Source organism: Niallia circulans (genome assembly GCF_007273535.1).
GTDB lineage: Bacteria > Bacillota > Bacilli > Bacillales > Cytobacillaceae > Niallia > Niallia circulans_B.
This window is the reverse complement of sequence record NZ_RIBP01000001.1, coordinates 228,558-242,257: the sequence shown is the minus strand read 5'-3', so window position 1 is coordinate 242,257 and position 13,700 is coordinate 228,558. Positions and strand designations below refer to the sequence as shown.

General features: G+C 33.8%; 13 protein-coding genes. 4 read left to right on the top strand and 9 right to left on the bottom strand.

Annotated features, from left to right (window positions below):
* Window positions 1–140 precede the first annotated feature (140 nt).
* Both CEQ21_RS02070 and CEQ21_RS02065 read left to right on the top strand, forming a co-directional pair.
* On the top strand, window positions 141–1,280 hold the full coding sequence (locus CEQ21_RS02070) for a cation:proton antiporter (RefSeq protein WP_185763031.1): 1,140 nt from the start codon (window positions 141–143) through the stop codon (window positions 1,278–1,280).
* A gap of 54 nt (window positions 1,281–1,334) precedes the next feature.
* Window positions 1,335–1,613: a hypothetical protein gene (locus CEQ21_RS02065; protein ID WP_185763030.1), complete on the top strand. Its 279-nt coding sequence runs from the start codon at window positions 1,335–1,337 to the stop codon at window positions 1,611–1,613.
* 267 nt (window positions 1,614–1,880) lie between these two features.
* Here the strand turns inward: CEQ21_RS02065 and CEQ21_RS02060 are convergent, their stop codons facing one another.
* Entirely contained in the window at window positions 1,881–2,921 is a 1,041-nt protein-coding gene (locus CEQ21_RS02060; protein ID WP_185763029.1) for a 2,3-butanediol dehydrogenase, read from the bottom strand.
* 126 nt (window positions 2,922–3,047) lie between these two features.
* On the opposite strand from CEQ21_RS02060, the gene CEQ21_RS02055 reads away from it, so the two are divergent.
* Window positions 3,048–3,950: a LysR family transcriptional regulator gene (locus CEQ21_RS02055; RefSeq protein WP_185763028.1), complete on the top strand. Its 903-nt coding sequence runs from the start codon at window positions 3,048–3,050 to the stop codon at window positions 3,948–3,950.
* A 51-nt stretch (window positions 3,951–4,001) separates the two neighbouring features.
* Here the strand turns inward: CEQ21_RS02055 and CEQ21_RS02050 are convergent, their stop codons facing one another.
* The 6 genes from CEQ21_RS02050 to CEQ21_RS02025 form a co-directional block, all read right to left on the bottom strand.
* A complete protein-coding gene (locus CEQ21_RS02050) occupies window positions 4,002–4,142 on the bottom strand; it encodes a hypothetical protein (RefSeq protein ID WP_185763027.1) in 141 nt (46 codons plus the stop codon).
* Between the two features lie 59 nt (window positions 4,143–4,201).
* Window positions 4,202–4,474, bottom strand: coding sequence for an HPr family phosphocarrier protein (locus CEQ21_RS02045; protein ID WP_185763026.1), 273 nt, complete (start codon window positions 4,472–4,474; stop codon window positions 4,202–4,204).
* Between the two features lie 217 nt (window positions 4,475–4,691).
* Window positions 4,692–5,408 (bottom strand): GntR family transcriptional regulator, encoded by a 717-nt coding sequence (locus CEQ21_RS02040; protein WP_185763025.1) that lies wholly within the window; start codon window positions 5,406–5,408, stop codon window positions 4,692–4,694.
* 111 nt (window positions 5,409–5,519) lie between these two features.
* A complete protein-coding gene (locus CEQ21_RS27210) occupies window positions 5,520–6,140 on the bottom strand; it encodes a sugar O-acetyltransferase (RefSeq protein ID WP_185763024.1) in 621 nt (206 codons plus the stop codon).
* Window positions 6,141–6,189: 49 nt separating this feature from the next.
* Window positions 6,190–7,578 carry an MATE family efflux transporter gene (locus tag CEQ21_RS02030; protein WP_235907142.1) on the bottom strand — a complete coding sequence of 463 codons (1,389 nt, stop codon included), beginning with the start codon at window positions 7,576–7,578 and terminating at the stop codon, window positions 6,190–6,192.
* 577 nt (window positions 7,579–8,155) lie between these two features.
* Window positions 8,156–9,055 (bottom strand): AraC family transcriptional regulator, encoded by a 900-nt coding sequence (locus tag CEQ21_RS02025; protein ID WP_185763023.1) that lies wholly within the window; start codon window positions 9,053–9,055, stop codon window positions 8,156–8,158.
* A 195-nt stretch (window positions 9,056–9,250) separates the two neighbouring features.
* Here CEQ21_RS02025 and CEQ21_RS02020 point away from each other — a divergent pair, with 195 nt between their 5' ends.
* A complete protein-coding gene (locus tag CEQ21_RS02020; protein WP_213087332.1) occupies window positions 9,251–10,066 on the top strand; it encodes a Cof-type HAD-IIB family hydrolase in 816 nt (271 codons plus the stop codon).
* Between the two features lie 281 nt (window positions 10,067–10,347).
* Here the strand turns inward: CEQ21_RS02020 and CEQ21_RS02015 are convergent, their stop codons facing one another.
* Window positions 10,348–11,781, bottom strand: a complete 1,434-nt coding sequence (locus tag CEQ21_RS02015; protein ID WP_185763021.1) for a 6-phospho-beta-glucosidase — start codon at window positions 11,779–11,781, stop codon at window positions 10,348–10,350.
* Between the two features lie 11 nt (window positions 11,782–11,792).
* Complete coding sequence (locus CEQ21_RS02010; RefSeq protein ID WP_185763020.1) at window positions 11,793–13,664, bottom strand: beta-glucoside-specific PTS transporter subunit IIABC; 1,872 nt, start codon at window positions 13,662–13,664, stop codon at window positions 11,793–11,795.
* Window positions 13,665–13,700: the final 36 nt, after the last annotated feature.

Sequence of the window (13,700 nt, the reverse complement as noted above, 5' to 3'; positions counted from 1 at the left end):
CTATAAACAAGAGTAGCTATATTAATTCATTTTCCTCATTCAATTAAACGATGTTAATAAGCCTTTAAACAGCATGTTGACAACCGTTTTCCATGACATTAAACTGTAATTCACCTTAATAACTGGAGGAATATAGATAGATGGAGTTTATTTTATATTTGTTATTAATTCTACTAGCTACTAAACTTGCAGGTGAGTTATCAGTCAGGTTAGGTCAACCATCTGTACTTGGGAAACTGATTATAGGAATTGTATTAGGGCCTGCAGTTCTTGGTTGGATAAATAACAGTGATTTTATTCATTATTTCTCTGAAATTGGAGTTATTATGCTTATGTTTTTAGCAGGTTTAGAGACGGACTTAGATCAACTCAAAAAAAATTGGAAAGCAGCTTTTGCTGTTGCCATACTCGGCATCATTTTTCCTTTTATCGGCGGATTCGGTATAGGTGAATTATTTGGATTACATACAACCTACTCCCTTTTTATTGGTGTGCTGTTAAGTGCGACCTCTGTGAGTATTACTGTCCAGGTCTTAAAGGATATGAATAAACTTAATTCACCTGAGGGAAGCACCATTTTAGGTGCTTCGGTGGTTGACGATGTGCTTGTTGTTGTCCTTTTAGCACTCATGACTAGTTTTCTTGGAACCGGAGAGGAAGTCTCCATTGGTTTACTAGTTGGCAAAAAAGTACTCTTCTTTATCGGTGTTATCCTTGCAGGAGCCTTTATAGTTCCCATATTTCTTAAAACGCTGTCTAAATTAAAGGTCACAGAACCTGTAATTTCTATGGCACTAGTTATTTGTTTTGCTTTTGTTTATTTTGCTGATGTCCTTGGAATGGCAGGTATTATTGGCGCATTTGCAGCCGGTTTAGCTATCTCTCAAACAGAGTTTAAGCATACTATAGAAGGGAAAATTAATCCTATCGCATATGCAGTGTTTGTTCCTGTTTTCTTTGTAAGTATAGGTCTAAATGTTTCCTTCAGTGGTATCGGAAGTCAAATTGGTTTCATTGCAGCACTAACAGCTAGTGCCATCATAACAAAACTCATAGGTGGCACTATCGGAGCAAAGTTAACTGGATTTAATAACCACTCTTCCTTGATCATTGGTGCTGGAATGGTTTCACGCGGAGAAGTTGCACTTATTATCGCTGCAACAGGTTTACAAGAATATCTCCTGTTACCTGAATATTTCACTGCTATTGTAATCGTTATAATCGCAACCACTTTGTTTGCCCCGCCATTATTGAAATATTTAATACAGAAGGCAAGTTAGTTGGTAAATTAAGAAAAAAGCTGTTTAACATTATAAGCGAAGGTGGTCATCTCCTTGGCAAGTAAAATTTATCTCTTTTCATACGACACTGAAAATGCTGTTACTAAAGCAAGCATCGAAGCCATTATGGATGATTTATATGATGTATTAAATATCTTTAACAAGACTATTTACCTTATTAAAACAGAAGATGATTTAAGTATCTTGGATAAATATATCCAAACATATCTTAAAAATAACGATAAATATATATTGGTTGAAATAACCGAACAACCAATAAATCACCGTAATTTAGACGCTGCTGATCTCAATTATTGGTTATTTAATATTTAGTTTGAGGATTGATTTTATTGAGTAATTAATAATAGGGTTCTGTAAAAAAAAGCTACAAATTGTAAGTAAGATCATTTAACTATATAAATGAATTAGAACATCAATGGAATAATGCCTGAATAAGCAAAGAAATTATAACAAACATTAAATAAGTCCCTTTCTTCCATAGAAAAGGACTTACTCAATTTTTGCTACAATTCTATTATCCTACTAAACTCTAAGGACTTCTACATAACAACGGCTTTCCTAAACAGACTTCCCTATACTTTACTTTGTTGTACGTACTAATATTTTCGCTTGTTTTTTATCATTAATTAATGCTTCAAAACCACTTTCGACTATATCTTCTAACTCAATTTTTTTTGTGATAACTCCTTTAACATCTAAACGGCCTGTTGAAATCATATCAATTACCTCAGGGAAAACATGTTTATATGCAAGTCTTGAAGTTACATTTGCACCTTTATACAATAGTTGTCCCATATCAATCGCAACTGGTTTTCCAAATACAGCTATTGCCATTACTTGTCCACCTTGTTTCACCGAAGCTACTGCATTGGTCATTGTCGGCTGTACCCCAGCACATTCATAAGCAACACTAACTCCGCCATTTGTCAATTCAAGGATACTTTCAACTATATCATCACGCATACCATTAATAACGGTAGTAGCTCCTAATTCTACAGCTTTTTCTAAACGTTCCTCAGATATGTCCACAACAATAATCTTTGTTGCTCCTGCTGCTTTTACAGACAATAATGTTAACAAACCGATTGGACCAGCACCAAAAATAGCTACAGAGTCCCCTGGTTTCAAGTCACTTTCTCTAACTGCATAAAATGAAACAGCAGTTGGTTCAACTAATGCACCCTCTTCAAAAGATACATTACCAGGCAGTTCATGAACCATATATTCATCAACTACCACATACTCAGCAAAACCTCCATCCTGATTTAACCCTACAAACCCCACCATGCTGCATTGGTTGTAATAACCTCTCTTACATGCATAGCATTCACCACAATAAATAAGTGGTTCAATCGCAACTCTTTCACCAACTTTATGGCTCGTTACATCACCAGAAACCTCAACAATTGTACCTGAGAATTCATGTCCGAGTGTAATTGGAGGTGACTGTTTAGAAATAGGATGTGGCTCTGGAGATTGCCCGTGTGAATACGCATGAAGGTCACTCCCACATATTCCGCCCCATTCAACCTTCACTTTTACTTGACCGGATGAAACAGTTGGTTCTTGCACCATTTCTATTCGCAGATCTTGACTTCCATATAATCTAGCTGCTTTCATTTTAACGTCCCCTTTTTATCATTTTATAAATGTAAGTGCCTACAAAAATAATTATAGCAATTTGAATACTTACGCAAAAGTTAATATAATTAATGATGTTATAAGTATTACTTAAGGAATGATTACATGAACATAGAACAGTTAACCTATATAGTGGAAGTTGCAAAAGTAAAATCATTAGCAGGTGCAGCAAAAACATTAAATATTAGTCAATCTGCTTTAAGTCAAGCAATTACTAAATTGGAGTCTGAACTAGATATCAAAATATTTAATCGTACTAGATCCGGTACTGTGCCAACAAAAGAAGGAGATCTCCTAATAGAAAAAGCTCAAAATGCATTAAAAGCGATTTATCAGATTGAAGACGAAGTAAAACAAATTAAACATTTAAATGATTTACTACGTATAACCGTCATACCTGGTTTGATTGGACCAATAGTTGATACTTATTTAGATTTCAAAAAAAATGACTCAAACTTAAAGATTGAGATTAATGAAAAATCAAGTATGGATATCCTTGCAGATTTAAAAAATGACAAAATTGATATCGGCTTTATCGCCATCAACAAAAAAAATATGGATGCAGTTACCGGATTTCAATTCACTCCTGTTAGAAAAGGGAAACTGTTAGTCTTCACTTCAAAAGATTCCGTTGTAGCGAAAACAAAGGAAATCATTAAACCCAATGTACTTAAAGAGCAATTATTTGTATTGTATAAAGATGAATATGTACAAAGCTTTATATCAAACTTCAACCGCTTATATGGGCCTATTAATATTTTTCTTAAAACAACTGATACCCAAATAATCACCAATACTATTATAAAACTCGATGCTATAACTATCGGTCATGATATTTCGGCCGAATTCAATCAAAACTTTCCATATAAAGAAGAAATCATTGCTTTAGAAACGGAAGATTTCTTTGACACATCATTCACCTTTGGTTGGATTAAAAAACACGACAATAAGCTTGCCAGAGAAACAAACTTATTTATTGAAATGGTTAGCAATATACTAATTAAATAGAGGGGATATTTTATTTCAATTTATCCTTTCTTTTTCTGTAAGTATCATGTTTTATATGATTTTCAACGGGAGGTTCTTGTTATCAAGCAATATGTAGCATTTAGATAAAAGAAAGGAGTCACGATTAGAGCGCACAATAACTAAAGAAGGCTGCCTGATCAGCAGCTTTAGATTCATTTCCATAGCATTCATCAATAAACATCCCATAATAAACAACCACTTATCTCTTAAATACGCAGTTTCAATTTCTGTTATCTTGAGTAGTTATTATCCAACTTTCCCTCGCTTAGAAATTCCTCCAAAGTGGAAATAGCTTCCTTTTCATCTTTTCCATTAGCAACTAGTATTACTTCGTCTTTCTCTAAAACATTTAGATTCATAATATCCATTAAATCAACCCCACTAGTAACTCCCTTATAAATAATATATATTTTACAATCATACCTAGAAGCAATTGAAACAAAATAACAAGTGTTTCTTGCCTGAAGACCTCTTGGAAGATTAACAATAACCTCGCTTCTCAACACAATCTTCACCTCAAATACAAATTAATTCCGAGTAGTTTTCTTAATAATCGTAATCATAAGAACTATATTTACTTATACTTTTCCAGCGATTATTTTAGTGCTTTTTTGGGCTATCCCCCATTAATTTCTTATATATCTATTACTTCTTAAACAACTTAAAAAAGTAAAATTTATAATTAAAAAAACAATTTTATGTATAGTGATTAAAGTTAATTCATAAAGAATTAACACTATTTCCTTTAATAACGAATTTAGCCTGTTTATAGTGATATATTGCTTTTGAGTAACAGAATGGCTGCCCACTTGTAAGATGGTAAATGATTTCTTTACACAGCATTGGATCCCCTAATTTCAATCCAAAAAAACGTGCTTCTTCAGTGTTCAGTTTATCCAAATTCAAATAAATATCCGAAAAACCTATTTTTAATCCTAAGACGTCTTTCAAATAATTATTAATTGAATTAGATATTATTTCTTTGTCCAGATAAGAAATAATATCTTTATTATAAAACACTTGTTCCATGCATAACACTTGCTTTTCCAGATAATGAACAAACTTTACGGTATATACTTTTGAGCAGTTTTCTAGACCAAGAGCTTTTGCAACCTCTGGTAATGCACCTACTATATCCATGCCGACTACTTTTCGCCAAGCAGGAGAAGTATTATGATCAACTTGTTCAAATTTCTGGGATGGCAAAAGATTAACATAACCTTGTCTGCTTTGGCCTCTTACAAAAATACCACTTCCTCTCACCAAAAAAACAATTCCTTTGTCCTCCATAAGTTTAAGTGCTTTTATAATAGTACTTTTGCTAACCTTATAGTGACTTATTAACGTCTCAATTATAGGTAACTTGTCTCCTTGTTGTAATGAATTTTCTGTAATATACCTTTCCATTTCAATAGCAATATACTGATATTTCAACATTATGAGCCTCGCCTTTACAACAAGATGTTATTTTAAAATTCAGACTTTTTATGTGAGTGGGGAAATATTTTCGCCACTCACACCTTTATTTTTTACCTAGCTTATCTTACACTACCTTAAACTTGCTTCTTCATCTAAATCTTGTTGTGTTATTTTTCTGTCCTTATAGTAGTGCTCCATATCATGTTCATTTATTGTTCGCAATACTCTGCAAGGATTACCAACAGCAACTGAGTTAGCTGGAACATCTTTTGTCACTACGCTTCCAGCCCCTATAACACTGTTTTCACCAATGGTTACCCCTGGACATATTATACTTCCAGCTCCAATCCAACAGTTATCTTTGATTTTTACTGGTTCAGCATACATATACTCTCTGTAATTAGGATTAATTGGATGGCCAACAGTAGCAATCGTTACGGCCGGACCAAACAATACTTTTTTTCCAATGATAATTTTCGTGTCATCAACAAAATTACAATTAAAATTAATGTAAGTACCTTCTCCAATTTCAATATTTGTGCCATAGCAGAAGTAAAATGGTGGTTCTATCCAGGCTTTTGTTTCTTTACCGAATATTTCTGCCATTATTTGAACTCTGTCTGCTAATGCATCTGGGCTTGTAGCATTAAATTCCATCATTCTTCTTTTAGCTTGCATTCTATCCTCTGGTAATCCTTCACAATAATCAGTAAATAGCTTTCCAGAATGGATTCTTTCTCTCATTGTCATATGTCATCTCTCCTAATCATTCTATTTTTCACATGGGATATAAAAAACATTATTCATTTGATGCCACTTCTCTTGTAATATTTTTAACCCATCTATATTGACTGTAACGATATACAGCCAACGGCAACTTGAGAATTTCATCTAAATTGAGTACTGCATACAGTAATATAGGGTGTAAATTCCACACAAATGCACTCATATAGCCTATTGGCAATACTATAATCCACATTACAACAATATCACACCAAAGCCCAAATTTCGCATCTCCTCCAGCTGGAAAAAATCCACCAATGATTGTTGAATTAATGGACTTACCAATACAATAGTAAGCGCATACATACAACATACCATCTAAGTATGATTGGGCATTAACGTTTAGATCTACTATAAGGAACACCAACGGCTTTATCATCAATATAGTCACACCTGCTACAATACCTAAAAGCAATGCATATAAATTAATTCTTTTAGATGCTTTTATTGCCATCACTGTGTCATTACTTCCTAAATATTTTCCTATCAGCACAGCACCTCCACTAGAAATGCCTGCACAAAACACTACTGCTAAGTTTCTGACTACGGTTGCGATAGAGTTTGCCGCAACCATATCGGCGCTTACATGTCCGATTATGGAAGTAGCAACTGTTAAGCCACCGCCCCATACAAAATAATTAGCCTGTATAGGAATTGTATATTTTAGGAAGTCTTTGCGTAACTGACGATTAATTTTATCTTTTAATGGTAGGTGAAATTTAACTTGGCTGTATCTGATTGAATGAATGATACAACATCCTAGCTCTACGAACTTAGCACAAACCGTTGCCGCTGCTACCCCTGTAATGGCCTTTTCTGGCATGCCTGGAAAGAATACATAAACACAAAGTGCATTTAATCCAATATTAAGAAAAAGACAAATGGAACTAATCCATGCACTGAATTGTGCGTTCTCCATACTTTTTATCACGCTAAAATAAACCTGAGATAGTCCCATTGCTATATACGAGAACGATACAGTTCGCAAAAAGATCTTTCCATAGTAAATTAACTCTGTATCATTTGTAAGTAATCGCATTAACACTTCGGGAAAGCAAAATGAAAAAACAAAAAATATTATCGATATACTCAGTGAAAATATACTAGTAATACTAAATACCCGTTGAATTACATTTACGTCATTCCTTCCCCAATATTGAGCCGTTAGTATCCCTGCTCCAGTTGAAATACCCATATAAAATAGCGACAATACAAATGTTACTTGTCCCGCAAGTGATACGGCTGACATTACAGATTGATTAATTACACCAAGCATTATAACATCTACCCCAATGGCAGCTGCTGAAATTAAATTTTGAAAGGCTATTGGTAATACTAACGAAAACAAAGAAGTATTAAGGGTACGATTAAATTCACTTTGTGATTTCTTTAATTGTTTTGACACTTCACACCCCCTCTTTCTTATCCTAAATATAAATAAATTGTATATGTTTACATAAATCGCGTCCATCAAAATCAAATATCATTCTTTCGAAATCGTATATTTCATAAGAATCATCCTTTATATTTCTACTTAGGACTCGTACATAAAATCAATAAAAATAAAGGTTGAGACAACAGAGACAACAATCTAGATAACCTATCTAAACACGAATAATGAAATTTCATCTAAATTTTTTAACTGAAGCTTATGACTAAATAGAACACGCATTAAAATCAGTTCATTTTCATTGCAAGTACGTTCACTCGCTTTCCACACGAGCAAATTTCGAGCCTCCTTCCCTTAGCCTGCAGGGTCTCATCCTATCCTCTATTTCCTGCAGGAATCAAATGTACTCCGCTCCAATCACTAAGATTTTTAATTATTGTATTAAAACCGAAAATACAAAAAGTCGAACTACTAATCAATAAATGATAAAATAGTTCGACTTTTATGCTAGTTTATATGATTATAACTCAGCCTCATTCATACTACTTAATTAGATGTGACAAAATACATTAGAACTTTTTAAATTATAACTTTAGTAAGTAGAACGAGGACTGGCTATTGTAATTCGCTTTCGATAATCTTGTGGCCCATACCCCATTTTCTTACGGAAAGTATAGGAAAAATAACTTCCACTTTGAAAACCACATGCAATTGCTATCTCACTAATTGACCTATTTGTTTCTTTTAGCATTTCGCAACTTTTTTGAATTCGATAGCCTATTAGATAATTATTGGGGGTTTGTTCAATGTATTTACTAAATAAATTACAACAGATACTCCTACAAACATTTCCTGCAAAGGCAATGTCATCAAGTGTTACTTTTTCTTCATAATGTTCATGAATAAAGGTTGTCATTTTCCAGACTGTCTCCCAAGAATTATCATCAACATGGTTCCTAGGGACTTTTTGTATATGATCTCCTATATTTGCACAAAGAGACATAACTTGGGCATTTAAACGAAGTGGATTTGCGTTTTGATGCATTTCTTCGAATATTTCTATTAATTTTGTGAGTGCTTCTTCTTGCCATTGAACTTGTTTATTCAATAATATATAGTCTTCCGTAGATAATCCGAATTTTTCCTCTAGGTAAACTTTTCCTAATTGAGTGTGCTCACCAAGCAATATGGGATGAATAACTACAACAATAAAGTGGCAATCATTCATATTGTTAGAATATCCATAATGCATACGTTTACTATTAACAAAAATTCCATTACCCTTTTCAATACTGACCGTTTGACCATTAACATAATATTCCATCCTGCCATCAAGTACTAAAATGAATTCTAAATCGGAATGCCAATGACTTGGTGCAACATATTTATCAAAGTGAAGTAATCTTCCTTTCCGCACATACAAAGGGAAATCAGGTAAATTATAGTTTATTCGTTCTGATGAATCCGAAAATATCTCCAATGCTGAATTCATAATTACCTCCAAAAAATATACGATTTTGATATTATTAAACCCAATTTCGATAGAAAACGTGTACACAAATAATATAATATTGATATTGTAAGAGCAATTTAAAGTAAAAATAAATATAAGATATTATATATAATATACTTATAATCGGTTTAATCAAGGGAGGATTCAATTTTGAATGATATTAAAGTAATTATTATGGATGTTGATGGTACATTAACTAATAATGAAAAAGTAATTTCTGCAAAAACAAAAGAAATCTTACTAAAAGCACAAAAAGCTGGTGCTATCTTAGTTCTTGCTTCCGGTAGACCAACATCTGGATTAAGAGATTTGGCGAAAGAGTTAGAAATGGAAAAGCATCATGGACTCTTAGTTTCTTTTAATGGATCAAAAGTCGTGGATTGTGAAACAGATGAAGTTTTATTTAATGAAACGATGACTGTCGAACAAGGTCAAGCCGTGCTTGAGCATATGAAAAAATTTGAAGTCATTCCTATGATTGATAAAGATAACTATATGTATGTTAATGATGTCTTCAATAATGAAATAACGTATAATGGTAATTTAATTAACATAATGAAGTACGAATCCCGTGGTGGTAAATATAAACTATCTGAAGTAGATGACTTGGCAGCTTTTGCTGATTATCGACTAAATAAAATTCTAACTGCCGGATCAGATGATTATCTTCAAAAACACTATAAAGAAATGATGGAGCCTTTCAAAGATACTTTGAATTGTGTGTTTACAGCTCCCTTTTACTTTGAATTTACTGCTCAGGGTATAGATAAAGCAAAAGCGTTAGATACAGTACTAATTCCTAGAGGATACAAAAAGGAAGAAATGATTGCTTTCGGAGACGGCCACAATGATGCTACCATGGTTGAATATGCTGGCATTGGAGTAGCTATGGCTAACGCAGTAGACGATTTGAAGGCTGTAGCTGATGAAGTTACTCGCTCAAATGAAGAAGACGGAATTGCTTTTACTTTACGTAAATACTTTAAATAATCTTAGTTAACAAGAGAATTACAATAGTAAGAGCCATATTATTTCTATAATATGGCTCTTTATTTGTTATTAATATTAGTTGTAATAATATCAATTCCCTCACCGTAATAGGTAAATTTTATTAGCATAAGAGAAATGTCAGTTAATTCCCCCCAATAACGCAATAGATATTCAGCCTCTATTAATTATTCCGAAAAAGGACGTACTTTTCAGTACATCCTTTGTAATATATTAAAATTACTTGGCCATTTAGATAAATAAGTCTATTAGTATCAATCCCATTATTGATTCGTTAAATCTTCCCCATTTGATTCAATTACTTTCTTATACCAATTAAACGACTTTTTCTTCGTTCTTTTTAAAGTACCCTCACCATTATTATCACGGTCTACATAGATAAAACCATAGCGCTTCTTCATCTCACCAGTACCTGCTGAAACTAGATCGATACAACCCCAGCTTGTATACCCGAGAATATCAACACCATCCTCGTCAACTGCTTCTTTCATTGCTTGAATATGTGCAGCTAAATAATCAATTCGATAATCATCTTCCACATAGCCATGTTCATCCGGTATATCTACAGCCCCAAGTCCGTTTTCAACGATAAACAAAGGTTTTTCATAACGATCATATAAGTCATTCATTGTTATACGTAAACCTAATGGATCAATCTGCCATCCCCATTCACTTGCTTGGAGGTACGGGTTTTTTATAGTCGGAAATAAATTACCAGCCGTTTTTTCAACATTAGAATCTTCAGCTGCTGCTACACGGGAAGCATAATAAGAAAAAGAAATAAAATCAACAGTGTGCTGCTTTAGAACTTCAAGGTCCTCAGGTACCATATCAATGGAGATATTATTTCTAGCTAATTCTTTAAGAGCATATGCTGGATAGGCTCCTTTAGATTGTACATCAATGAAGAAATAATTCCCTCTATCTTTTTTCTTAGCTTCCCAGACATCTTCTGGCCGACAACTGTAAGGGTAGTAACTAGCAGCTGCAAGCATGCATCCAACTTTATTTTCCGGGTCTATTTCGTGAGCAATTTTAGTTGCTTCTGCACTTGCAACAAGTTCATGATGTGCTGCTTGATATTTTACCTGCTCTTCATTTTCTCCTTCTTCAAAACAAATACCAGCTCCAAGAAATGGTGCATGAAGAATCATATTAATTTCATTGAAAGTCAGCCAGTATTTAACTAGTCCCTTATATCGAGTAAATAAAACTCTACATAGTCGTTTATAAAAATCAATTACTACTCGATTCCGCCAACCACCATACTGTTCAATCAAATGCATTGGACAATCGAAGTGAGTGATTGTAACTAGAGGCTGAATTCCATATTTATGACATTCTTTAAATAGATCTTCGTAAAATTTCAAGCCCTCTTCATTTGGCTCTAATTCATCTCCCTTAGGGAAAATACGAGTCCATGCAATCGATAAACGATACGTTTTAAAGCCCATTTCACCAAATAAGCGAATGTCTTCTTTGAAATGATTATACATATCAATCGCTTCTTTAGCAGGATAATAATATCCTTCTTCAAAATTATACATTTTCTTTTTACCTGTAATAATACTTCTGCGGTCACTGCCTGTAGGAATAACATCTACATTTGCTAACCCTCTTCCACCTTTATCGAATCCGCCTTCACATTGATTTGCTGCGGTCGCACCGCCCCATAAAAAATCTTTTCTAAATCCCATCGTACTTCCTCCTATTTCATTACTTTAATAATTTCTTCTCCGAATTTTATTGGCTTTTCATTTGCTGTTAGTATTTCTCCAACCTCCGTTGAGTTTGTAATCACAATTGGTGTTACGACTTTGTAACCTTTAGATCTAATCCCCTCCATGTCAAACTGAATTAACTTATCTCCTTTACGTACCTTTTGGCCTTTCTGAATAAAGTACTCATATCCTTCACCATTTAGTTGAACTGTATCAATTCCAATATGAATTAGAATTTCTATACCGTCTTCACTCGTAAGTCCAATTGCATGTTTCGAATCAAAGACTGCGCTTACAGTACCATTTATTGGCGAAACAACCTTACCTTCCGATGGTTCAATGGCAACTCCTTGACCTAATATTTCCTCTGAAAACATGCCATCATCCACGTATTTTAAACTGTGTAAAGTACCTTGCATTGGTGATAATAATGTTGCACCATTTAAAAGCAGGTTTTCTTTTTTTGCTGGTTCTTTTAATTCAGATGCTTCTTCAACGCCTGGATCTTTATAAAGTATTAGTGTTGCGATAAAGGTTACGATAATACTAATAACAGCGCCAATACATGCGTAATAGAAAAAGCTTAAAGTGTTGTCTCCAATATAACTAGGTAAAGTAAGAAGGCCTGGTGATCCACCAGAAAAGTTTCGAACTCTAAATATCCCCATGAATAGTCCACCAACTCCACCACCAATCATTGCAGCGTAAAGTGGTGTTTTAAAGCGTAAATTTACTCCATAAAGAGCAGGTTCAGTAATACCGAAAAGGCCAGTCAATCCAGCAGAATATGCTAATTGTTTTATCTTAGTATCCTTTGATTTAATACCAACTCCAATTGCAGCAGCACCTTGGCTAACATTAGAAGCAAGCATTCCAGGATAAATCACTGTATCAAAACCAGTTGTCATCCGATTGTTAATTCCAATTGGAACTAGACCGTAGTGAGTACCTGTTGCTACAAGTAATGGAGAGAATGTACCAACCAACAATGGAACGATCCATGGACTAACAGATTCTAAAGTCGTTATCCCCTTTGATATTGCATCACTAATCAAATAACCAATAGGTCCTATAACGACAAGGCTGACTGTTCCTACGACAAAAATCGTAATCAACGGTTTACTAAAGAACTTAATTGCCTTTGGTGAAATTTTATCTGCTATCGGTTCAACATAAGACATAAACCATACAGAAAGAATAATTGGTATGACAGAAGAAGAATAAGATACTGCTGAAATTGGAAGCCCTAAAAGATTAATACTTCCTCCAGTTTCTTTAACTGTATTTACCATTGTAACGAAAGTTGGATGCAGTAATATTCCTCCTACCATTATAGCTAAATACATATTTGCCTTAAATTTTTGTGCAGTAGACGCTGCTAGCAAAATAGGTAAAAAGTAAAAGGCAGCATCAGCCATGAAATTTATAACCTGATAACTTTGACTTTCTGTTGTTAAAACATTAAAGACAACTAAAACAGATAAAACGGCTTTTAGCATTCCTGCTGCTGTTATTGCTGGAAGAATCGGTGTAAATATCCCTGTAATTGTATCAATGACCTTGGAAAAAGTGGAGCGCTTATCTTCCTCCTTAGTCTTTTCCTCTTCATTCAAAATATTGGTTTGTCTTGTTATTTCTTTATAAACATTGCCCACATCACTACCAATAATGACTTGATACTGGCCACCTTTGTTAACTACCCCCATAATACCCGAAGTATTTTTTAACGCTTCTTCATCTGTTTTTTGGTCATCTTTTAAATTAAAACGCAAACGTGTAGCACAGTGATTCAAACTCTTAATATTTTCTTCACCACCAACTTTGTCAATGATTAATTTCCCTAACTCTTGATAGTTCATTCTGTCTCCTCCAATTGATAAAATAAAAAATGAATA

Bases quoted from the DNA above. Each gene is read 5' to 3' on its own strand.
- CEQ21_RS02010 (WP_185763020.1), bottom strand. From the start codon at position 13,664: ATGAACTATCAAGAGTTAGGGAAATTAATCATTGACAAAGTTGGTGGT.
- CEQ21_RS27210 (WP_185763024.1), bottom strand. From the start codon at position 6,140: ATGACAATGAGAGAAAGAATCCATTCTGGAAAGCTATTTACTGATTAT.
- CEQ21_RS02070 (WP_185763031.1), top strand. From the start codon at position 141: ATGGAGTTTATTTTATATTTGTTATTAATTCTACTAGCTACTAAACTT.
- CEQ21_RS02015 (WP_185763021.1), bottom strand. From the start codon at position 11,781: ATGGGATTTAGAAAAGATTTTTTATGGGGCGGTGCGACCGCAGCAAAT.
- CEQ21_RS02020 (WP_213087332.1), top strand. From the start codon at position 9,251: ATGGATGTTGATGGTACATTAACTAATAATGAAAAAGTAATTTCTGCA.
- CEQ21_RS02025 (WP_185763023.1), bottom strand. From the start codon at position 9,055: ATGAATTCAGCATTGGAGATATTTTCGGATTCATCAGAACGAATAAAC.
- CEQ21_RS02055 (WP_185763028.1), top strand. From the start codon at position 3,048: ATGAACATAGAACAGTTAACCTATATAGTGGAAGTTGCAAAAGTAAAA.
- CEQ21_RS02050 (WP_185763027.1), bottom strand. From the start codon at position 4,142: ATGAATGCTATGGAAATGAATCTAAAGCTGCTGATCAGGCAGCCTTCT.
- CEQ21_RS02040 (WP_185763025.1), bottom strand. From the start codon at position 5,408: ATGTTGAAATATCAGTATATTGCTATTGAAATGGAAAGGTATATTACA.
- CEQ21_RS02060 (WP_185763029.1), bottom strand. From the start codon at position 2,921: ATGAAAGCAGCTAGATTATATGGAAGTCAAGATCTGCGAATAGAAATG.